At 73.7% G+C, this 19,119-nt stretch carries 22 protein-coding genes; 14 read left to right on the forward strand and 8 right to left on the reverse strand.

What is annotated here, in order from left to right; translation table 11 throughout:
• Window positions 1-63: 63 nt before the first annotated feature.
• The 3 genes from J2S41_RS20885 to J2S41_RS20895 are packed head-to-tail and all read left to right on the forward strand — an operon-like array spanning window position 64 to window position 2,998.
• Window positions 64-1,050, forward strand: a complete 987-nt coding sequence (locus J2S41_RS20885; protein ID WP_310369679.1) for an efflux RND transporter periplasmic adaptor subunit — start codon at window positions 64-66, stop codon at window positions 1,048-1,050.
• The gene (locus tag J2S41_RS20890; RefSeq protein WP_310369681.1) at window positions 1,047-1,733 is read left to right on the forward strand and encodes an ABC transporter ATP-binding protein; all 687 of its coding nucleotides are present in this window, start codon (window positions 1,047-1,049) and stop codon (window positions 1,731-1,733) included. Before J2S41_RS20885 ends, J2S41_RS20890 begins: the two co-directional genes overlap by 4 nt.
• Entirely contained in the window at window positions 1,730-2,998 is a 1,269-nt protein-coding gene (locus J2S41_RS20895) for an ABC transporter permease (protein WP_310369683.1), read from the forward strand. Before J2S41_RS20890 ends, J2S41_RS20895 begins: the two co-directional genes overlap by 4 nt.
• 70 nt (window positions 2,999-3,068) lie before the next feature.
• On the opposite strand, the gene J2S41_RS20900 is transcribed toward J2S41_RS20895, so the two are convergent.
• On the reverse strand, window positions 3,069-3,734 hold the full coding sequence (locus tag J2S41_RS20900; protein WP_310369685.1) for a TetR/AcrR family transcriptional regulator: 666 nt from the start codon (window positions 3,732-3,734) through the stop codon (window positions 3,069-3,071).
• 108 nt (window positions 3,735-3,842) lie between these two features.
• Here J2S41_RS20900 and J2S41_RS20905 point away from each other — a divergent pair, with 108 nt between their 5' ends.
• Window positions 3,843-4,781: an SDR family NAD(P)-dependent oxidoreductase gene (locus tag J2S41_RS20905; RefSeq protein WP_310369687.1), complete on the forward strand. Its 939-nt coding sequence runs from the start codon at window positions 3,843-3,845 to the stop codon at window positions 4,779-4,781.
• Window positions 4,782-5,017: 236 nt separating this feature from the next.
• On the forward strand, window positions 5,018-5,578 hold the full coding sequence (locus J2S41_RS20910) for an NADPH-dependent FMN reductase (protein ID WP_310369689.1): 561 nt from the start codon (window positions 5,018-5,020) through the stop codon (window positions 5,576-5,578).
• Window positions 5,579-5,813: 235 nt separating this feature from the next.
• Here the strand turns inward: J2S41_RS20910 and J2S41_RS20915 are convergent, their stop codons facing one another.
• From J2S41_RS20915 to J2S41_RS20930, 4 genes are all read right to left on the reverse strand, one after another.
• Entirely contained in the window at window positions 5,814-6,008 is a 195-nt protein-coding gene (locus tag J2S41_RS20915; RefSeq protein WP_310369692.1) for a hypothetical protein, read from the reverse strand.
• Window positions 5,981-6,196, reverse strand: coding sequence for a hypothetical protein (locus J2S41_RS20920; RefSeq protein ID WP_310369694.1), 216 nt, complete (start codon window positions 6,194-6,196; stop codon window positions 5,981-5,983). Before J2S41_RS20920 ends, J2S41_RS20915 begins: the two co-directional genes overlap by 28 nt.
• Window positions 6,197-6,213: 17 nt before the next feature.
• Window positions 6,214-7,284 (reverse strand): NAD(P)-dependent oxidoreductase, encoded by a 1,071-nt coding sequence (locus tag J2S41_RS20925; protein ID WP_310376437.1) that lies wholly within the window; start codon window positions 7,282-7,284, stop codon window positions 6,214-6,216.
• A 183-nt stretch (window positions 7,285-7,467) separates the two neighbouring features.
• Window positions 7,468-7,839, reverse strand: coding sequence for a tautomerase family protein (locus J2S41_RS20930; RefSeq protein WP_310369697.1), 372 nt, complete (start codon window positions 7,837-7,839; stop codon window positions 7,468-7,470).
• Between the two features lie 68 nt (window positions 7,840-7,907).
• Between J2S41_RS20930 and J2S41_RS20935 the strand changes: the two genes are divergently transcribed.
• The 3 genes from J2S41_RS20935 to J2S41_RS20945 all read left to right on the forward strand — a co-directional run bounded on the left by J2S41_RS20935 (window position 7,908) and on the right by J2S41_RS20945 (window position 12,314).
• The gene (locus J2S41_RS20935) at window positions 7,908-8,342 is read left to right on the forward strand and encodes a MarR family transcriptional regulator (protein ID WP_310369699.1); all 435 of its coding nucleotides are present in this window, start codon (window positions 7,908-7,910) and stop codon (window positions 8,340-8,342) included.
• An 18-nt stretch (window positions 8,343-8,360) separates the two neighbouring features.
• Window positions 8,361-9,152 carry an SDR family oxidoreductase gene (locus tag J2S41_RS20940; protein WP_310369701.1) on the forward strand — a complete coding sequence of 264 codons (792 nt, stop codon included), beginning with the start codon at window positions 8,361-8,363 and terminating at the stop codon, window positions 9,150-9,152.
• Between the two features lie 168 nt (window positions 9,153-9,320).
• The gene (locus J2S41_RS20945) at window positions 9,321-12,314 is read left to right on the forward strand and encodes an AfsR/SARP family transcriptional regulator (RefSeq protein ID WP_310369703.1); all 2,994 of its coding nucleotides are present in this window, start codon (window positions 9,321-9,323) and stop codon (window positions 12,312-12,314) included.
• On the opposite strand, the gene J2S41_RS20950 is transcribed toward J2S41_RS20945, so the two are convergent.
• Window positions 12,286-12,768, reverse strand: a complete 483-nt coding sequence (locus tag J2S41_RS20950; RefSeq protein ID WP_310369705.1) for a helix-turn-helix domain-containing protein — start codon at window positions 12,766-12,768, stop codon at window positions 12,286-12,288. The two genes, J2S41_RS20945 and J2S41_RS20950, sit on opposite strands and share 29 nt — an antisense overlap.
• On the opposite strand from J2S41_RS20950, the gene J2S41_RS20955 reads away from it, so the two are divergent.
• Window positions 12,767-13,552, forward strand: coding sequence for a class I SAM-dependent methyltransferase (locus J2S41_RS20955; protein ID WP_310369707.1), 786 nt, complete (start codon window positions 12,767-12,769; stop codon window positions 13,550-13,552). The two genes, J2S41_RS20950 and J2S41_RS20955, sit on opposite strands and share 2 nt — an antisense overlap.
• On the opposite strand, the gene J2S41_RS20960 is transcribed toward J2S41_RS20955, so the two are convergent.
• Complete coding sequence (locus J2S41_RS20960) at window positions 13,536-14,156, reverse strand: DUF998 domain-containing protein (protein ID WP_310369709.1); 621 nt, start codon at window positions 14,154-14,156, stop codon at window positions 13,536-13,538. The two genes, J2S41_RS20955 and J2S41_RS20960, sit on opposite strands and share 17 nt — an antisense overlap.
• A gap of 89 nt (window positions 14,157-14,245) precedes the next feature.
• On the opposite strand from J2S41_RS20960, the gene J2S41_RS20965 reads away from it, so the two are divergent.
• The 5 genes from J2S41_RS20965 (at window position 14,246) to J2S41_RS20985 (ending at window position 18,317) form a co-directional block, all read left to right on the forward strand.
• Window positions 14,246-14,863 (forward strand): TetR/AcrR family transcriptional regulator, encoded by a 618-nt coding sequence (locus J2S41_RS20965; RefSeq protein ID WP_310369711.1) that lies wholly within the window; start codon window positions 14,246-14,248, stop codon window positions 14,861-14,863.
• 173 nt (window positions 14,864-15,036) lie between these two features.
• Complete coding sequence (locus tag J2S41_RS20970; RefSeq protein ID WP_310369713.1) at window positions 15,037-15,528, forward strand: sigma-70 family RNA polymerase sigma factor; 492 nt, start codon at window positions 15,037-15,039, stop codon at window positions 15,526-15,528.
• Window positions 15,512-16,570, forward strand: a complete 1,059-nt coding sequence (locus J2S41_RS20975) for a hypothetical protein (protein WP_310369714.1) — start codon at window positions 15,512-15,514, stop codon at window positions 16,568-16,570. The genes J2S41_RS20970 and J2S41_RS20975 overlap by 17 nt, the downstream gene beginning before the upstream one ends.
• Entirely contained in the window at window positions 16,567-17,478 is a 912-nt protein-coding gene (locus J2S41_RS20980) for an ABC transporter ATP-binding protein (protein WP_310369717.1), read from the forward strand. Before J2S41_RS20975 ends, J2S41_RS20980 begins: the two co-directional genes overlap by 4 nt.
• The gene (locus tag J2S41_RS20985) at window positions 17,475-18,317 is read left to right on the forward strand and encodes an ABC transporter permease (protein ID WP_310369718.1); all 843 of its coding nucleotides are present in this window, start codon (window positions 17,475-17,477) and stop codon (window positions 18,315-18,317) included. The genes J2S41_RS20980 and J2S41_RS20985 overlap by 4 nt, the downstream gene beginning before the upstream one ends.
• Here the strand turns inward: J2S41_RS20985 and J2S41_RS20990 are convergent.
• A complete protein-coding gene (locus tag J2S41_RS20990; RefSeq protein WP_310369720.1) occupies window positions 18,314-19,036 on the reverse strand; it encodes a HEAT repeat domain-containing protein in 723 nt (240 codons plus the stop codon). The two genes, J2S41_RS20985 and J2S41_RS20990, sit on opposite strands and share 4 nt — an antisense overlap.
• Window positions 19,037-19,119 lie beyond the last annotated feature (83 nt).

The following is a 19,119-nucleotide window of genomic DNA, read 5'->3' on the forward strand; positions in this document are numbered from 1 at the left end:
TCCCGGGCCGGGACATCGATGAGACCCGGCTACCATTCAGTCACTCTCGGTGATGGAGGACATGTGGGTAGACGCTGGCTGCCGGCCGTCGGGGCACTGATGATGGCCGTCGCGGGATGCTCGCTTCCGTCGGGCGAGGAGACGGATACGCCCGTGCTGGAGGCGCCGGGCACGGTGCTGACCACGGTGCAGGCCACCCGGCAGGACGTGAACAACGCGATCAGCCTGACCGGCAAGGTGACGATCGACCCGGTGTTCGGCATCGCGGCACCGATCGACGGCGAGATCCGCTACCTGGATCGGCAACCGGCGACCGAACCGGCCACCGCGGACCTGTGGGTGGCGAGCGTCTGGAAGGGCGGCGAACCGCACGAGGTCAACATCCCGGCCGGATCCATCCTGGCCGGACGCCTGCTCGCGGACGGCGCCACGGTCACCGCCGGCATGCCGGTCGTCTCCGCCACCCGCGCCGGCTACGGCATCGTGGCGGAGATCGCCAGCGAGCACGCCTACCGGGTCGCGGACACCGTCGACACGGTCAAGGCGCAGATCAAGAACGGTCCCGGCCCGTTCGACTGCAAGCCGCTCGGCGCGATCGCGGCACTGCCGGCCGGCACGATCCCGGCCGCGCCCGACCCCGAACCGGATCCCGAGACCACCGGCGCCCCGGCGCCCGAGGCCGGGCCGCAGCAGCAGGCCGGCGGGTCCGAGGCCACCGGGCTGCGGCTGGTCTGCACCGCACCGGCCGACGTCAAGCTGATCAACGGCGTGGAGGTGACGCTGGAACTGGTCACCGGAAAGGCGACGAACGTGCTGGTCCTGCCGGTCGAGGCGGTCGCGGGCACCCAGGGCAAGGGCAAGGTCGACATCGTCGACGGCGAGCAGCAGCGGCGTACCGTCGACGTGGTCCTGGGCCTGACCGACGGCAAGGTCGTGGAGATCAAGTCCGGGCTCAAGGGCGACGAGAAGATCGCCATCCCGGGGCCGAACCTGCCGGAGGCCCAGCAGACGGCCGGACCGGAGGTAGCGATCCCGGGAACGCCGCAGTGACCGCGCTGATCGAGCTGGCCGGCGTCACCAAGACGCTCAAGGGCCAGCAGCGGCGCACCATCCTGCACGGCGTCGACCTGCGCGTGGACGCCGGCGAGAGCATGGCGATCGTGGGCCGGTCCGGGTCCGGCAAGAGCACGCTGCTGAGCATTCTCGGGCTGTTCGACCGGCCGGACGGGGGCAGCTACCTGCTCGACGGCCGCGAGATCAACCGGCTGCCGGAGCGCCGCGCCGCGAAGCTGCGCAGCTCCCACTTCGGCTTCGTCTTCCAGCGCTTCTTCCTGCTCAAGCACCTCACCGCCGCGCAGAACGTGGCGATGGCGCTGGTCAACGGCCAGGGCTGGCTCCCCCGCCGGGAACGCCGCCGCCGCGTGCTCGCCGCGCTCGACCAGGTCGGCATCGCCCACCTGGCCAAGAACCGGCCGGCCAAGATGTCCGGCGGCGAGCAGCAGCGCGTCGCGATCGCCCGCGCACTGGTCCGCGAGCCGCGCATCCTGCTGGCCGACGAGCCGACCGGCGCGCTGGACACCGAGACCGGCACCGCGGTCATCGAGACGCTGCTCGGCGCCACGCTGCGCGGCTGCGCGCTGGTGCTGGTCACCCACGACCGCGACCACGCCGCCCGGATGGGCCGCATCTGCGACCTCACCGACGGCGTGCTGACCGAGCGGGTCCGCGCATGAGGCGGCTCTCCGGGCGCAACCGGTCCGCGCTGATCATCGGCATGCAGGGCATCCGCGCCCGCAAGCTGCGCACGCTGCTGTCCATGGTCAGCCTGTTCCTCGGCATCCTCGCCGTGGTCGCGGTCCAGGCCGGCGCCAGCATCGCGGAGCGCGCGCTGCTCGCCGACATGGAGCTGACCGCCGGCCTGGACGGCACCCGGGTCGCCGACATCTACGGCGGACCGCCCGGCACGGTCGGCGTGGTGACCGACACGGTCGACGGGCGGACGGACGCGGTCGCGCTGATCCAGGTGTCGGCCGTGATCGGCGAGTCCGGCGTCAGCCCGATCCAGCCCGGGCCCAGCGGCGGCTACGAGGACGCGGTCACCGAGGGCCCCACCGACTTCTGCCACCAGCCGTCCCCGGCGGGCGCGTGCCCGCCGATCGGCCGCGCACTGTCGGTGAACCTCAACGCGCTCACCGGCGACGTGCGCGCGTTCCGGCCGTACCGGCACCTGAGCGGCGAGTGGCTGTCGTTCGGCACGGTCCCGGCGATGTCGCCGCGGATCGTGCTCAACAAGGAGGCCGCGGCCGCGTTCGCGCTGTACCCGGTGCCGGCCGCGCTGCGCATCGAGGGCGGCACCGGCGACGGCGTGACGCCGCAGTTCGTGGGCGTGGTCGACGACGGCTCCGGCTGGCCCCAGGCGTACGTGCGGATGGACGAACTCTCCGCGTGGACCGCCACGGACAGCGCCGGCATCCAGGTGCTGCTGGCCGGCCAGACCCCGGTCGAGCAGGTGCTGGGCACCAAGCTGCGGGCCAAGGGCATGGAGCTCGGCGTGTACGAGGTGCAGTCGCGCGAGGACTTCAAGCAGCAGATCGACCTGATGCGGCTGCTGTTCCTCGGCCTCTCCGCGTTCGTGCTGCTGATCGGCGTCGCGGGCGTGCTGAACGTCGGCCTGGCCACGGTCGGTGAACGCGTGGAGGAGTTCGCGCTGCGCCGCGCGGTGGGCACGCCACGATCACTGCTGGCCGGCATCGTGCTCGCCGAGACGCTGCTGACCGGGCTGCTCACGGCCGCGGCCGCGATCGGTTTCGCGGCCGGCGCGCTGAAGGTGGCGACGACCGTGCTGGGTTCGTCCGACCCGTTCCTGGCCGGCCTGCAGTTCCCGTGGGAGGCGGCGGTGGCGGGCATCATCGCGGGCCTGGTGGCGGGCGTGCTCGGCGGATTCGTGCCGGCCCTGCGGGCGGCCCGCATCCCGATCGCCACGGTCATGCGTGCGTAGCCCTCGTCCCTTTGAAGGCGGCCCTCGTCGTTCCGGCGACGAGGGCCGCCGCGTTTTCCGGCTTCTCCGGTCAGGGGCGCGGTAGCACGCCCAGCAGGGTCGCGGTCAGCGCCTGCGTCAGGTAGTCCTTCGGGTCCAGGTGCAGGCGGGCCAGGTCGGGCTCGGCCTGGTAGGCCGCCCGCAGGCTGGGCGGGGGCGTGCTGTACGCCGGCAGCGCGCCGGCCGTGAGCATGGTCTGCAGGCTGAACAGCGTCGCGTTCTCGCCCAGCTCCGGCAGGTGCTCGCGGATCAGCGCGGTCATGGTCGCCAGGCGGTCCAGGGAGGCGCGCTTGTAGCGGGCGACGACCTCGACGGAGACGTTGTGCTCCAGCACGCCGCTCTGCGCGCCGAAGAGGTCGCACATCACCATGCGGCCGGAGAGCGAGCGGCTGAGGATCTCGGCCAGCACCGCGGCCCGCTCGGCCATCGGCCGGTTCCCGTCGATGCCCGCGGCCAACTCCCCCGCCAGCTCCGCCAGCCACTCCCCCAGCAGGTGGTCCAGCAGTTCCAGCAGCACCGCCTCGCGGGACTCGAAGTAGCGCAACACGTTCGGCTTCGCCAGGCCCACCCGGCGGCTGAGCTCGTTCAGCGTCACCGCCGCGACCGGCATCTCGTCGAGCATCGTCGACGCCATGTCGAGGATCGCCTTCCGGCGGATCTCCCGCTGTTCTTCGGTTCGCGCCCGCTGGAACGTCACGATCGCCATCCTAAGTTACGTACCCCCGGTACGTTGACATCGTACCGGGGGTATCTTATCGTCGTAGCAGCAAGATACCTTCGGTACTTTACAGGGCGAGGAGTCGACATGAGCGAGCAGTGGACGACGGCGAACATCCCGGACCAGCGCGGGCGGACGGCCGTGGTGACCGGAGCCAACACCGGACTGGGGTACGAGACCGCCAAGGCGCTCGCCGCACGCGGCGCGTCCGTGATCCTCGCCGTGCGCGACGTGGAGAAGGGCGAGCGGGCCGCGGCCGGCCTGTCCGGCGACGTGACCGTGCAGGCGCTGGATCTGACCTCGCTCGACTCCGTCCGCACCGCGGCGGCGGCGCTGCGGTCGCGGCTCGACCGGATCGACCTGCTGATCAACAACGCCGGCGTGATGTACACCCCGAAGCGGACCACCCGCGAAGGCTTCGAGCTGCAGTTCGGCACCAACCACCTCGGCCACTTCGCGCTCACCGGGCTGCTGCTCGACCTGATGCTGCCCGTGCCGGGCTCGCGGGTGGTCACGGTCAGCAGCACCGGCCACCGCATCCGGGCCGCGATCCACTTCGACGATCTGCACTGGGAGCGGTCGTACAGCCGGGCCGCCGCCTACGGTCAGTCCAAGCTGGCCAACCTGATGTTCACCTACGAGTTGCAGCGCCGGCTCGCCCCACACGGCACCACCGTCGCGATGGCCGCGCACCCCGGCCTGTCCAGCACCGAACTCGCCCGCCACAGCCCCGCGGCCCTCCGCCTGCCGCTCACCTGGCTCGGGCCGGTGATCACCCAGACCCCCGCGATGGGCGCGCTGCCGACCCTGCGCGCCGCCACCGACCCCGCCGCCCTCGGCGGCCAGTACTACGGCCCGGGCGGACGCGGCGAGATCACGGGCCACCCCCGGCTGGTCACCTCGAGCCCGCAGTCGTACGAGGTGGCCATCCAGCAGCGGCTGTGGGCCGTCTCCGAAGACCTCACCGGCGTGACGTTCCCCCGCGTCGAGCCGAAGCGGCTTTCCGGACTGGCGCTCGCCGGGTAACGCGCGCGGCACGCCGAATGCAGCTCCCACCCGCGCATCACCGCCGATCTCGGCCCAGCCGCCGAGGTCGGCGCGCGGTCACCCCGCCTACAGAATCCTAGGAGGCTGGATTGATTTCTGTGGGCCTCGTCTCGTGCGGCGCGATTTTATTGATGCGTCAACCATCTGTAGGCACGATCGTGGAAGTCGTCGTTTGTCGCGGCGACAGAACAACCGCCTTCAGAGGAATCATGGACATGATCAAGATCGGCATCATCCTCGGCAGTACCCGGCCCGGACGTAACGGCGAGGCCGTCGCGAAGTGGGTGTTCGAGCTGGCGCAGAAGCACGGCGGCGCCGAGTTCGAGCTCGTCGACCTGCTCGACTACGACCTGCCGCACCTCGACGAGCCGATCCCGGCGTCGGCCGGCCGGTACCAGCAGGAGCACACCCGCCGGTGGGCCGCCAAGGTCGCCGAGTTCGACGGCTACGTGTTCGTCACGCCGGAGTACAACCACTCGCCGTCCGGCGCACTGAAGAACGCGATCGACTTCGTCTACAACGAGTGGAACAACAAGGCGGCCGGGTTCGTCTCCTACGGCTCCGCCGGCGGCACGCGCGCGGTCGAGCACCTGCGCCTGATCATGGGTGAGCTGCAGGTCGCGGACGTGCGGGCGCAGGTCGCGCTCTCGCTGTCCACGGACTTCCAGAACTGGACCGTCTTCACGCCGGGCGCGCACCACGAGGCGACCGTGAACACCATGCTCGACCAGCTCATCGCCTGGTCCACCGCGCTGGCCCCGGTCCGCGCGGCCTGACCACCGCCCCCGCGGCCGGTCCGGGCCGCGTGTCTCGCTGCCGGCTCCGGTCCCGCAAGCGGTGGACGATGGTCCGAGCGTTCCGCCCCGCCGTGAGTGGCTATCCCACTTACGGCGGGACGGTGGCGCCGATCTGCCGCACAAGCGGGCGTCACGTGTGTGACCACGGTCGCGTCCACCGGCACGAAGACCTGCGCGCCCAGATCTTCGGCTATCCGGACGCGCCGCTGTTCTCTCACTGCTCGCGGTAGCGGGACGCCAGCGCGGGGCTCTGCCCGTCGAAGGCGGCCAGGTCTGCGGCGAAGACGGCGTCGAGCAGACCGGTATCCGCCACGCCCGGCGCGACCACGACCTCGCCCAAATCCAGCCCGCGCAGGCCAGCGGTGACCACGTCGTCGGCGCTCATCCGCGGCACTGCGCTGAGGTCCATGCCCTGGCGCGTGGGTGTACGCCGCGTGAACCGCCGACGTTCATCGCCCGCGACCGCTCGATGAAGGTGGACGCGGGCCCCTCGAACCAGGACATCGCGATGGTCGCGTCGGCGGTGCAGCAGTCGGCCATCTCGTCGAACAGCCCGCGGTCGCGGCTCTGGCGCTCCCGGAGGACGAGGGCGGTCACCGCGCCCACCGGCGAGTTCACGAGGCCGCCCGCGGCCCGGCGGCGGTCCGGGGAAGGCTGCCGACCAGCGCCGGCAGTCCGCGAGCGCCCTCGTGGGCCCGCGCCACCACCGCGCCGGCGTCCAGCCCGGCCTCGTCCATGGCCGCCGCGAACAGGTCGACGTCCAGATCCTCGACCGCGGACAGGTGCTGCACGGTGTCCGGGTTGACCATCTCGCCCAGTAGGGTCAGGGCGCGGCTGGTTCCGCTGCCCAGCCGCAGCGCCTCGACCAGGCGATCCGGGTCGGCGCCGGCGGCCGAGGCCAGCTTGACCACCTCGCCGATCGTGGCCTGGTTGAGGATGAGCAGGACGTTGTTGAACAACTTGGCGGTCTGCCCGGCGCCCACCGGTCCCATCGGCACGACGTTGGTGGCGAAGGCGGCGAGGACCGGGCGGCACCGCTTCAGCGCCTCGTCCGGCCCGCCGGCAAACACCGTCAAGGTTCGGGCCTCGGCGCCCGGGCGCCCGCCGCTGACCGGGGCGTCGACGTAGACCGCACCCGCGGCTGCGCACACCTCGGCCAGGTGCCGGCTGCTCTGCGGCGTCCCGGTTCCGTGGTTGACTACAATCGTTCCGGGCCGCGCCCCGGCCAGCAGGCCGTCGGAACCGTCGGTGCCGTTGGTGAGCAGCCGCAGCAGGTCCTCGTCGGTGCTGACGCACACGGCGACGATGTCGCAGGCGGCGGCGAGCTCGGCGGGGCTGCGGTGCACGGTCGCCGGGGTGTCGCGCAGCGCCTCGGTTGACGCCGCCCGCCGAGCCCACACGTGCAGGGCGAACCCGGCCTCGGCGATCGCAACCGCCATGGGCAGTCCCTGATCGCCCAGCCCGATGAAGCCGACGGCGGTGCCGGCCGGCGATGCGGTGGAAGCCATGCGTTTCTCCTGTCGTGAACCTCGTGCGACCAGAGTCGCTCGTCGGTGCCGGAGCAGGCAGTGCCGCGCCTTTCCTGGTCTTGCGAGTCCCAGGCACCGGTGGCAGGCACGTGCCCACCCGGTCCTGGCGGGACGCGGCCAACACCGAAGACGTGCCCTTAAGACCTGCTCGCGCAGCGCTTAAGGGCATGTCACGGGCGGCTGCGCCCCGGCGATGCGGGATTGCCGCGCGGCTCGACCACGCCGCGCGGCCGAACGCGCTCCACGCGGGTCCCCGAAGGCGAGGCCGGCCGCTTTCGGGGCCGCTGCGGTTACTCCCGTGCGGGCCGGGCGCCCGCCACCCGTACCGCCGGTGATGGGTTATTGGATTTTTCCGCCGGAGGCGGAACGGCCCTCGCGGGAGCCGATGAAATCGATGGTCACGCCGTCGCGAACGTGGTCGCCGAGGACGCCGGCGATCGCGTCGGTCACGCCGGAGGCGAGCGCCGCGATCATCTCCGGGCGACCGAAGGCGGCCTCCTTGATGCCGAACGTGACGGCCGGCGCGGGGGCGGTCGCGGGCACGCCACCGATGCCCCAGCGGCCGGCCGGCACGCCGTTGAGCCGCACGACCGCGATGTCGCGCGCCCAGGGCCCGTAGACCTCGGCGACCGCGTCGGTCAGCCGGGCGATCAGCGCGCTCTCCCGGCCGGCCAGGTCGGACTCCAGCACGTCGACGCTGAGGTGAGGCATTACCATCCTCCTTGGTCACTTTGACGTCAAATTAGCTTTGATGGCAAACGTATTGGAGGCGCCGTCCCATGTCAACGGACGACGAGGTGCGCGAGCTGCTGCTGGTGATGCCGCGGATCGTCGGCCGGATCAAGCGAATCCCGGTCCCGGAGGCGCTGCGGTCGCTGGAGCTGGCGCCGCGCCACCTGTCGCTGCTGTCCATGCTGCTGCTGGACGGGCCGCAGACCGTGTCCGAACTGGCCGCGTCGCTCGGCGTCGCGCCGACCACGGTGAGCCTGATCATCGGTGACCTGAGCCGGAAGGGCGTGCTGGCCCGCCGCGAGGACGAGGCCGACCGGCGCCGCCGCATCGTCGACATCTCGCCGGAGAGCCGGCCGGCGATCACCGCGTGGCTGGCCCGCGGCGGGCAGGCGTGGCGGGAGGCGCTGGCGCCGCTCACCGCGGAACAGCGGCGGATCGTGGTCGAGACCATGCGACGGTACGAGCGGGCGGTCGGCGACTGATCGCTATACAGTGCTGCGATGAGCCGCACCGCGCTGGTCACCGGATCATCGTCAGGCATCGGCCGTGCGACCGCCGAACTGCTGGTGGCGCGCGGCTACCGGGTCCTCGGCACCAGCCGCGATCCGGGCGCGCAGCGGCTCGGCGGCGTGGAGTTCCTGCCGCTCGACCTCAGCGATCCGGCCTCCGTCGAGGCGCTGGCGCCGGTGCTGGGCACGGTGGACGTGCTGGTCAACAACGCGGGTGAGAGCCAGTCCGCGCCGCTGGAGGACCTGCCGGGCGACATGCTCCGGCGCCTCTTCGAGGTCAACGTGTTCGGCCCGGTGCGGCTGGCCCAGCTGGCGCTGCCGGGGATGCGGGCGCGCGGGCACGGCCGGGTGGTCATGGTCGGGTCCATGGTGGCCTCGTTCCCGCTGGCGTACCGGTCGGCCTACGTCGCCTCGAAGGCCGCGATCAAGGGCTTCGCGAGCGCGGCGCGCCACGAGTTCTCGCCGTTCGGCGTGTGGCTGACCACGGTGGAGCCGGGTGCGATCGCGACCGGCATCAGCGGGCGGCGCACCTCCTTCGTCGCGCCGGACTCGCCGCACCGGCGCGACTTCGAGACCATGCTCGGCGCGCTCGACCGCAACGAGCGGGCGGGCACGCCGCCGGAACGGGTCGCCGCCACGATCGTGAAAGCCGTCGAGGACCGCCGGCCCCGCGCACGGTACGCCGTGGGCAGCGGCGCGCCGGCCGTGTTCGCGTTGCGCCGCCTCGCACCGGCCGCGTTCGTCGAGCGGGCCACGCAGCGGCGCCACGACCTGCGACGTTGACGCGTATAGCGTTCGTATAAGCGCGGTGACGGACGATCGGGGGACAACCGGTTCGGTGCGACACGGGGCGTACCCGCATCGGCTGGCACATAACGCGCACGCCGCTCGGGCGAGGGGGACCGGGCGGCGTGTCGTCATGCCCGCGTCCGTGACTATAGTCTGGCCTCGATGCCAGCCTCACGCGTGCGTTTCCGGATCCTGGGCGGTGTGGAGCTGTGGGTCGACGAGGCACCGGCCGCGCTGCCGCGCCCCCGGCACCGCGCGGTCCTCGGCTACCTGTTGCTGAACGCGAATCGCGTGGTCACGGTGTCCGCGCTGACCGAGGCGCTGTGGGGCGGTGCCGCGCCCGCCACCGCCCGCAACCAGCTCCAGGCCGACGTCTCCGCGATCCGCCGGGCCGGTGGCGGCGCGCTCTTTCTGCTCAGCCGCAGCGGTGGATACGTGCTGGAGGCCGGCCCGGACCAGCTCGACCACCTGCGGTTCACCGCGCTGACCGGGCAGGCCCGGGGGGCGCCCGCGGCCGAGCGGGTGCCGCTGCTGCGCGAGGCGCTCGCGCTGTGGCACGGCCCCGCGCTCGCGGACGCGGCCGGCGCCTATGTGGACGCCGCGCGGCTGCAGCTCGGCGAGGAGCGGCTAGCCGCCTGCGAGGATCTCTACGAGGCGGAGCTGGAGCTCGGCCGGCACCGCGAGATCGTGCCGGACCTGACCCGCGCGGCCCGGGACGAGCCGACCCGGGAACGGCTGTGGGTCACGCTGATGCTGGCACTGCACCGCTGTGGCCGCCGCGCCGACGCGCTCGCGGCGGGCCGGGAGCTGCGCCGGTTCCTGGCGGACGAGCACGGGTTGGAGCCGGGCCCGGCGTTCCAGGAGGCCGAGCGGCTGATCCTGCGCGAGGAGGCCCCGCCCGCGGAGCCCGGGGTGCCCGCGCTGCTGCCACCGGACATCGTGGACTTCACCGGCCGGGCCGCCGAGGTCGCGCAGCTCGACGCCGCGCTCGCCCCGATCGGCCGGCCGCTGCCGGTCGTCACGATCACCGGGATGGGCGGCGTCGGCAAGACCACGCTCGCGGTGCACGCGGCGCACCGGGCGGCCGGCGACTACCCGGGCGGGCAGTTGTTCGCCACGCTGCGCGGCACCGACCCCCGCCCGGTCGAGCCCGGCGACGTGCTGGCCCGGTTCCTGCGCGCGCTCGGCGTGGACGAGCGCGCGATCCCGATCGATCTGACCGAGCGCGCGGACGCGTACCGGTCCCGGCTGGCCGGCCGCCGCGTGCTGGTGCTGCTGGACGACGCGGCCGACGAGGCGCAGATCCGCCCGCTGCTGCCCGGCGACGGCTCCTGCACCGCGATCGTCACCAGCCGCGCGGGCCTGGACGGCCTGGAGGGCGCGCGCCGCGTGCAGTTGGGCGTCTTCTCCGACGAGGAGGCGACGTCGCTGCTGGGCCGCGTCGCCGCGCCGCAGCGGGTGGCGCGCGAGCCCGCGGAGAGCGCCACCATCCTCCGGCTGTGCGGGCGGCTGCCGCTGGCGGTGCGGATCGCCGGCGCGCGGCTGCGCTCCCGGCCCGGCTGGCCCATGTCGCGGCTGGCCGTCGCGCTGCGCGACGAGCAGCGCCGGCTCGATCATCTGGTCGCCGGCGACCTCGCGGTGCGTACGTCGATCTCGTCGAGCTACCGCGCGATCGGCGAGCCGGGGCGGCGGCTCGCCCGCCGGCTGAGCCTGTTCACCGTGCCGGACTTCCCGTCCTGGCTGGCCGCGGCCGTGGCCGGCGTGCCCGCGGCCGAGGCGGAGGACCTACTCGAACGGCTCGTCGACGCGCACCTGCTGCTGGACGCCGGCACCGACGCCACCGGCGCCGGGCGATACCGCTTCCACGATCTGGTCCGCCTCTACCTGCGCGAACGCGCACTCTCCGAAGAACCGTCCGGGGGGACGGACGTGCTGCGCGCCGGCTTCGGCGCCTACCTCGGGCTGGCGCAGCGGATGGCCGCGCTCATCCCCGGGCCCTGCTACGCGGCGATCCACGGCACGTTCCCGGTCGTACCGGTGACCGCGTTGGACGACGTGGACCCGATCGACTGGTTCGCGGTCGAGCGCCTGTCGCTGCTGGCGGTGGTGCGGCACGCCTGCGACGCCGGTGAGATCGAGGCCGCGTTCGACCTGGCCGGCTGCATGGAGAAGTACTTCGACATCCGCGGCATCTACATCGACTGGCGGTCCACCAGTGACTACGTGCTGGCCGCCTGCCGCGCCGCCGGGCACCGCCTGGGCGAGGCCGTCATGCTGCGCGGCCTGACCGAGCTCGCGGCCTGGCACGAGGTGGACCACCCCGGCGAGGCGATGGACCGCATGCTCGCGGACGCGGAGCAGACCGCCGCGCTGTTCGCCTCGCTCGGGCACGGTCCCGGCCTGTCCGACGCGGCCGTGATGAAGGCGTGGGCGCTGGCCGCGAAGGGCGAGTACGGCCCGGCCGCGTCCGCCGCCGAGCTGGCGATCCGGCTCGCCGAGGAGCACGACCACCTGGGCGGGCAGGCCCGCGCGCACGTGGCCAGCGCGGTCGTGCACGGCGAGTCGCTGAAGCTGGAGGTGGCCGAGAAGCACCTCGCCGTCGCGCTGCGGGTGGCCCGCGAGGTCGGCAACCAGCGGTACGTCGCGACCGTGCTGCAGTTCATCGGCGTGCTCAACACCCGGGCCGGGCGCAACGACCTGGCGATCACCGCGCTGGACGAGTCGCTGCGCGTGCTGCGGCGGTACCAGGACCGGTACGCCGAGGTGCTCACGCTGCTCACGCTGGCCCGCGCGCATCTGCCCGACCCGTCCTCGCGCGGATACGCCACCGAGGCGCTGACCATCGCGCGCGAGTACAACCTGCCGCACCACACCGCGGACGCGCTCGGCGTGCTCGGCGCCGTCGAGCTCGCGGACGGCAACCACCGGAGCGCGGTCGACCACCTCTCCGCCTCGGTCCGGCTGTGGCGGCAGCGCGGGTGGGGCACGTTCCTGGCCGACGCGCTGCGCACGCTCGGCGACGCGCGGGCCGCGATCGACCCGGAGGCCGCGCTGGCCGCGTGGCGGGAGGCCCGGGACATCTACGCGGAGCTGGGCCACACGCCGAAGGTGGCGGAACTGGACGCACTCATCGACCGGCAGGTCGCCTGCCGCTGACCCGCCCGGGCCGCCGCTGCGCCGCCGCCAGGATGCGGCGGAACGTCGGGCACTCCAGGTGCCGCGGCGCCGGGCAGGCCGCGGCGTGCCGGAGCCCGTCGCGCAGCACGGTCAGCCGGCGGATCGTCCGGTCGAGGTCGTCCGCGCGGGTGCTGAGCAGCGCCCGGTCGATGGCCGGCTCGCCGTCCGGCCCGAACATGCCGGCGATCTCGTCCAGCGTGAAGCCCGCGTCCCGCCCGATCGCCACCAGCGCGAGCCGTTGCAGCACGTCGTCCGTGAACTGCCGGCGCAGCCCGCGGCGCCCGGACGACGCGATCAGCCCCTTCTCCTCGTAGTAGCGCAGCGCGGACACGGTCACGCCGGAGCGCGCGGCGACCTCCGCGATGTCCAGGGTTGACCTCAAGTCCGCCTGAGGTGACACGGTGATCTCCCCTTGATCGTCGGAGGTCGTCATGGACACATTGTGGAACGGGCGGGCCGGTGACGCGTGGACGCGGGCACAGGGCCTGCTGGACGCGCTCTTCCTGCCGCTGGAACGGCTCCTCGTCGAGCCGGTCACCGGCGGTGACGTGCTGGACGTGGGCTGCGGCACCGGTGCCACCACGGTCGCCGTGGCCCGCCGGGCCGGCCGGTGCACCGGCGTGGACGTCTCCGCCCGCATGATCGAGGCGGCCCGCGACCGCGGCTGCCCGGAGGCGACGTTCATCGTGGCGGACGCGCAGGAGCATGCGTTCGTACCGGCGTCGTTCGATCTGGTCATGTCCCGCTTCGGCGTGATGTTCTTCGCCGATCCGGTGCGCGCGTTCGCCAATCTGCGCCGCGCCGCCCGCCCCGGGGCCGGGTTGCGGTGCCTCGTCTGGCGCTCGGCCGCCGAGAACCCGTTCATGACCACCGCGGAGCACGCCGCCGCCCCGCTGCTGCCCGGCCTGCCGCCGCGCCGGCCCGACGGTCCCGGTCAGTTCGCCTTCGCCGAACCGGACCGGGTCTCGCCGATGCTCCGGGAGGCCGGGTGGCGCGACGTCGCGTTCACGCCGGTGGACGTGGAGTGCGCGATGCCGGAGAGCGAGCTGACCGGTTACTTCACCCGTCTCGGCCCGGTGGGGCTGGTGCTGGCCGACGCGGACGAGGCCACGCGCGCCGCCGTGGTGGAGGCGGTCCGGCCCGCCTTCGCGCCGTACGTCCACGCGGACGAGGTGCGGTTCACGGCCGCCTGCTGGTTGCTCACCGCCGTTTCATGATCACCAGTCCGGCGCGGATGAGCCCGAGCAGGAGCGGGTAGACGGCCGCGCGCTCGGCCAGGCCGATCAGGATGCCGGCGCCCGACATCAGCACCGCGAAGAAGACACCCAGGCCGACCAGGCCGAGCACGCCGAGCACGACCAGCGGCCGGCCGCCCTCCCGGGCCGGCCCGATCCGGCCGAGCAGGATCACCAGGACGTTGCCGCCGACGATGGCCGCGAACGCGCCCAGCCCGTGGTAGTCGCCCGCGGCCGTCTCCTCGCCGGAGCCGGGGAAGAACGCGAGCAGCACGCCGCCGGCGGCCAGCACCGCGGCCATCAGGATCAGCGGCCAGCGCCGCCGGGCCGGCAGCAGCGTGACGCCGGCCAGGGCCGCGATGCCGAACAGAAAGAAGCCGGCGTTCATCACCCAGGCCAGCGGCGAGTACATGAACTGCCCGAACGCCTCGGCCGGGCCGCGCACGCCGAGGTTGCTGATGAAGTGGTGCGTGTAGCTGTACGGCGGGTCGGTCCACGCCGCGGCCGCGATGAACTCCGCGCCGAAGAAGATCGCGCCCGCCGCCACGAGCGCCGTCCCGGCGGCCCGCGTCCTGATGTCCGTCATGCTTCCCTCTCCCACGTTCGCTGTATCCGGATACGAAACTGTAGCGGGATACAGTTTTGTGGTCAATCCAGGTTCGGTAAGGTGGCCCGGTGGACACGCACGCACCGATCGGCCGGCGGGAACGGAAGAAGGCCGCCACGCGCGCCGCGATCGTGGACGCCGCGACGGCGCTGTTCCTGGAGCGCAGCTTCGACGACGTCACGGTGCGGGAGATCGCCGACCGCGCGGACGTCTCCCCCACCACCGTGTTCGCGCACTTCCCGCGCAAGGAGGCGCTGGTCTTCCACCACGAGGAGGCGCAGCACGAGCGCCTGGTCGCGGCCGTGCGCGACCGGCCGGCCGGCACGTCCGTCTCCGCCGCGCTGCACGCCCACTTCCGCGCCGAGCTGGCGGGCATGGACCTGGACCGCGAGGGTGCGTCCGGCCGCCTGTTCGCGCTCATCGACCAGACGCCCGCGCTTCAGGGCTACGCGACCCAGATGTGGCTGCGCCGCGAGGACGCGCTGACCGCCGCGCTCACCGACGAATTCGGCCTCCCCGAGCCCACGCCCGAGCTGCGCGCCTACGTCCGCTTCGCGCTCCAGCTCGAGCTCCTCGCCGACACCGACCCCGACCCCACCGCCACCCTCGACGCCGGCTTCCGCCTCCTCGACCACGGCTGGAACCACTACCTGACCCAGCGGTCACCCCACACCGACCCCGCGTGACCGCCGCCGCGCCCGTGGCGCCCGGTCCGTGACGGAACTGTGAAGGTCCCGGGCGGATGTGGTGCGTCCGGGTGTCCGCAGGCCGTTCGCCGCCTACCGTCCGAGGGCGAAACAGCAGCGTAGAGGCCCTGTCACAGATGGCGGGGCGGCGGTGCTCCAAGGGTGTGGAGGACATGGTGAGGGCCGACCTGGAGGAGATCTTCCGGGATGCCTACCCGAGGGTCGTGTCGGTCGCGGCGCGGGTGCTGGGTGGCCGGGACGAGGCGGAGGACGTGGCGCAGGAGGTGTTCCTGTCGTTCGGCCGGTCCGCGGTGCCGGCCGGGGAGGCGATCGGATGGCTGTGCGTCGCGGCGGCGCACACCGCGCTGAATCATCTGCGCTCCGGCCGCCGCCGCGCGGCCCGGGAGGCGGACGAGGTGCGGGCGGATGCGGCGCCGGACGTCGCGGACACGGTCGTCACCCGGGAGGAGCGCCGCCGGGTGCGGGAGGCGCTGGCGAAGCTGCCGCGCAAGCAGGCGATCGCGCTGGTCCTGCGGCACAGCGGGCTCAGCTACGCCGAGGTCGCGGCCGCCCTCGACCTGTCCCCCAGCAGCGTCGGCACCACCGTCCGGCGCGCCGAAACCGCTCTGCGCAAGGAGTTGATCCGTCATGCGTCATCCCTCTGAGGGCATCCTGCGGCGGCTCGCCGACGAGCCGTCCGCCATCACCGACGCGGACCGCGCGCACGTCGCGGACTGCCCGCTCTGCCGGGACGACCTCGCCACGGTACGCGACGAGGCCGCGCTGATCGGCGCGGCGCTGCGGACCGGGGCCGTCCCGGACGTCGACGCGGGCTGGCGCCGGCTGTCGACCGCGTTCGCCGCGCCGATGACGGCCGCGGAGGCGGTCCGCGCGGAGACCGGGCGGACTCGCCGGGCGCTGCGGCGCGGCCCGCTGGTCGCGGTCGCCGCCGTGGTCGCGGTGCTCACCGGCGCCACCGCGGCCGTGGCCACGGACTGGCTGCGCGTGTTCCACACCGAGGAGATCGCGCCGATCACCGTCAGCCAGGCGGACCTGCTCGCGCTGCCGGACCTGTCCGCGTACGGCGACGTCGAGGTCACCGAGGAGCCGCACGTGCGCGAGGTGGCCGACGCCGCGGCCGCCCGGGAGGCGACCGGCCTGGCCGTCCCCCGGGTGGACGCGCTGCCGCGCGGCGTCGGCGGCGACCCGGCCTACCAGGTGGGCGACCGTACCACCGTGATCTTCACGTTCGAGGCCGGCGAGGCCGGCGGGCCGACGCCGCCACCCGGCCTGGACGGCAGCCGCTTCCGGCTGACCGCGGGCCCCGGCGTCGCGGCGGTCTGGGCGGAGGACCGGGGCGTGCCGTCGCTGATCGTCGGGCGGGCCGTCGCGCCGGTGGCCTACGCCGACTCCGGCGTCGACTTCGCGACCGCGCGCGACTACCTGCTGTCGCTGTCCGGCCTGCCCGAGGACGTGGCCGGGCAGTTGCGGCGGTTCACCGGCGACGGTACGACGCTGCCGCTGCACGTCATGGACGAGAAGCTGACCAGCGCGCCCGCGGACGTGAACGGCGTGCCGGCCACCGTGATCACCTCCCGGGACGGCGTGCTCGCGGCCGCGGTGTGGGTGGAGAACGGCGTGGTCACGGCCGTGGCCGGGTCGCTGAGCGCGGACGAGGTGCTGACCGTGGCGCGGGGCCTGCGGTGACCGCCGCGCTCACCGCCGGGCCGGTGACCGCCACCAGCCCGGCCGTCTGGGCGGACGGGCTGCGCAAACGCTACCGGCGCCGGGTCGCGGTGGACGGGGTGTCGTTCACGGTCGGCCGCGGCGAGGTGCTCGGCCTGCTCGGGCCGAACGGCGCCGGCAAGACCACGGTGATCAAGATGCTGCTCGGCCTGGTGCACCCGGACGCGGGCGAGACCATGCTGCTCGGCCGCCCGTCCCGCGACCCGCGCTCCCGGGCCGCGGTCGGCTACCTGCCCGAGCTGTTCCGCTACCAGCCGTGGCTGACCGCGGCCGAGGTGCTGACCCTGCACGCCCGGCTGGCCGGCACCCGGGACCCGGACCGGGACGTGCTCGGCGCGGTCGGGCTCGCGGACCGCGCGGGGGACCGGGTCGGCGGCTTCTCCAAGGGCATGCAGCAGCGCCTGGGCCTGGCCGTGGCGCTGGTCGCCCGCCCGGAGCTGGTGGTCCTGGACGAGCCGACCAGCGCGCTCGACCCGATCGGCCGCGCCGACGTCCGTGACCTGCTGCTGGCGCTGCGGGAGCGCGGCGTGGCCGTGCTGCTCAACTCGCACCTGATCGGCGAGGTGGAGCGCGTCTGCGACCGCGTCGTCATCCTGGACAAGGGGCGGGTGGCCGCGTCCGGCACGCTCCCGGAGCTGCTCGGCGCCCGGGAGCTGCGGCTGCGCCTGGACGCGGTCGGCGACGCGGCGGCGGCCCGGCTCGGCCACGTGACGGCCCGGGACGGGGACTGGTGGACGATCGCGCTGCCGGACGACGTACCGGCGCTGATCTCTGATCTCGTGGGTCTGGGTGTGCGCGTGCACGCGGTCGAGCCCGGCCGGATCAGCCTGGAGGACCGTCTGCTCACCATCCTGCGAGGGAACCGATGACCACCGTGCTCACCGTCGCCGCGCTGACGCTGCGGGAGGCCGCGCGCCGCCGGGTGCTGCGCTCGCTGGCCGTGCTGACGATCCTGCTGCTGTCGCTCAGCGCCTGGGGGTTCACCCGCATCGACGCCGAGTTCGGCGGCCTGACCAGCGGAGAGTCCCGGTTCGCCGCGTCGCTGGTGCTGAACCTGGTGATGTTCGGCCTGAGCCTGATCGCGGCGCTCGGCACCGCGTTCCTGGCCGGGCCCACGCTGGCCGGCGAGACCGAGTCCGGCATCGCGCTGGCCATGCTGACCCGGCCGGTGCGGCGCGCGTCCGTGCTGTTCGGCAAGTGGCTCGGCCTGGTCGCCTTCGGCACCGGTTTCGTGGCCGTGGCGGGCCTGGCGCAGTTGCTCATCGTGCTGGTCACCACGGGCTACTGGCCGCCGTCGCCGGTCACCGGCCTGGCGCTGCTGGCCGCGCAGGCGGTGGTGCTGCTCACGCTGGGCCTGCTGCTGTCCACCACGATCTCGCCGATGGCCTCCGGCATCGTCGCGGTCGGCCTGTTCGGCGCGACCTGGATCGCGGGCGTGATCGGCGGGCTCGGCGCCGCGCTCGGCAACGACAGCGTCCGCCGGATCGGCACGGTCTCGCAGGCGATCCTGCCCACGGACGGGCTCTGGCGCGGGGCGATGAACGCCTTCCAGGACCCGTCGCTGCTCGCCGGCTTCAGCGAGGCGTTCGAGGGCCATCCGTTCCTGAGCGCCGCGCCGCTCACCCCGGCCTACCTGGGCTGGGCCGCGGTCTGGACCGTGCTGATCCTGTCCCTGGCCGCGCTCGCCTTCCAGCGGCGGGACCTCTAGACCCTTCGCGGGTACGGCGTCCGCGCGCGAAGATCGTCGATGATCTTCGCCGCGGCGCGGTCCGGATCGTCGCCCACCGACCGCAGCACCGCGACCACGTCCGTCACGTGATGCGGCCGGTAGACGTTCGTCTCCAGCAGGATGTCCAGGGTGAACCGTTCACAGTAGAGGGTCGGCTCGAACTCCGCCGCCCGCGCGAGGAGCAGGTCGGCCACGCGCAGCACGAGCGCGTCGCGGGCCGCGCGCAACGCCGGGTCGCACTCGGTGAGCGCGGCCGCGATGCGCCCCTTCTCGTCGTCGAACTCGCGCAGGTGCGGCGCCAGCGCCGGCTCACGCAGGAATCCGGCGGCCTCGAAGAGGTGCTCCTTGACCACGCCGGACTCGAACGCCGCCAGCATCAGCGGCCACGCCCGCCGGTCACGCCGGCGGGCCAGGCCGTGCAGCGCGTAGGAGCGGACCGCCTCGTCCCGGTCGTCGACACGCGCCCACAGCGCGGCGCGCACCTCCGGCCCGTCCCGGTGGACCAGGTGACTGAGGCTGAACGTCGCCCAGTCGCGCACGCGGACGTCCGGGTCGGCGGAGAGCGCCAGCAGCTCCGCGACGCCGGCCGGATTCTCGTCGTCCATCTCCGTCGCCAGGTGCTCCGCGGCCCACAGCCGTTCCCCGGGGTCCGGGTCGCGGGCGGCGGCGATCAGCGCGGCGAGCGTCGCGTCGGTCATGGCGGCATCCTGCGCCGGAGCCCGCGGCCCGGCAACCGGATTCCACCCGCCGTGCCGATCAACGTTGAACACGTGCTAGCTTG

Source organism: Catenuloplanes atrovinosus (assembly GCF_031458235.1).
Classification (GTDB): Bacteria; Actinomycetota; Actinomycetes; order Mycobacteriales; family Micromonosporaceae; genus Catenuloplanes; species Catenuloplanes atrovinosus.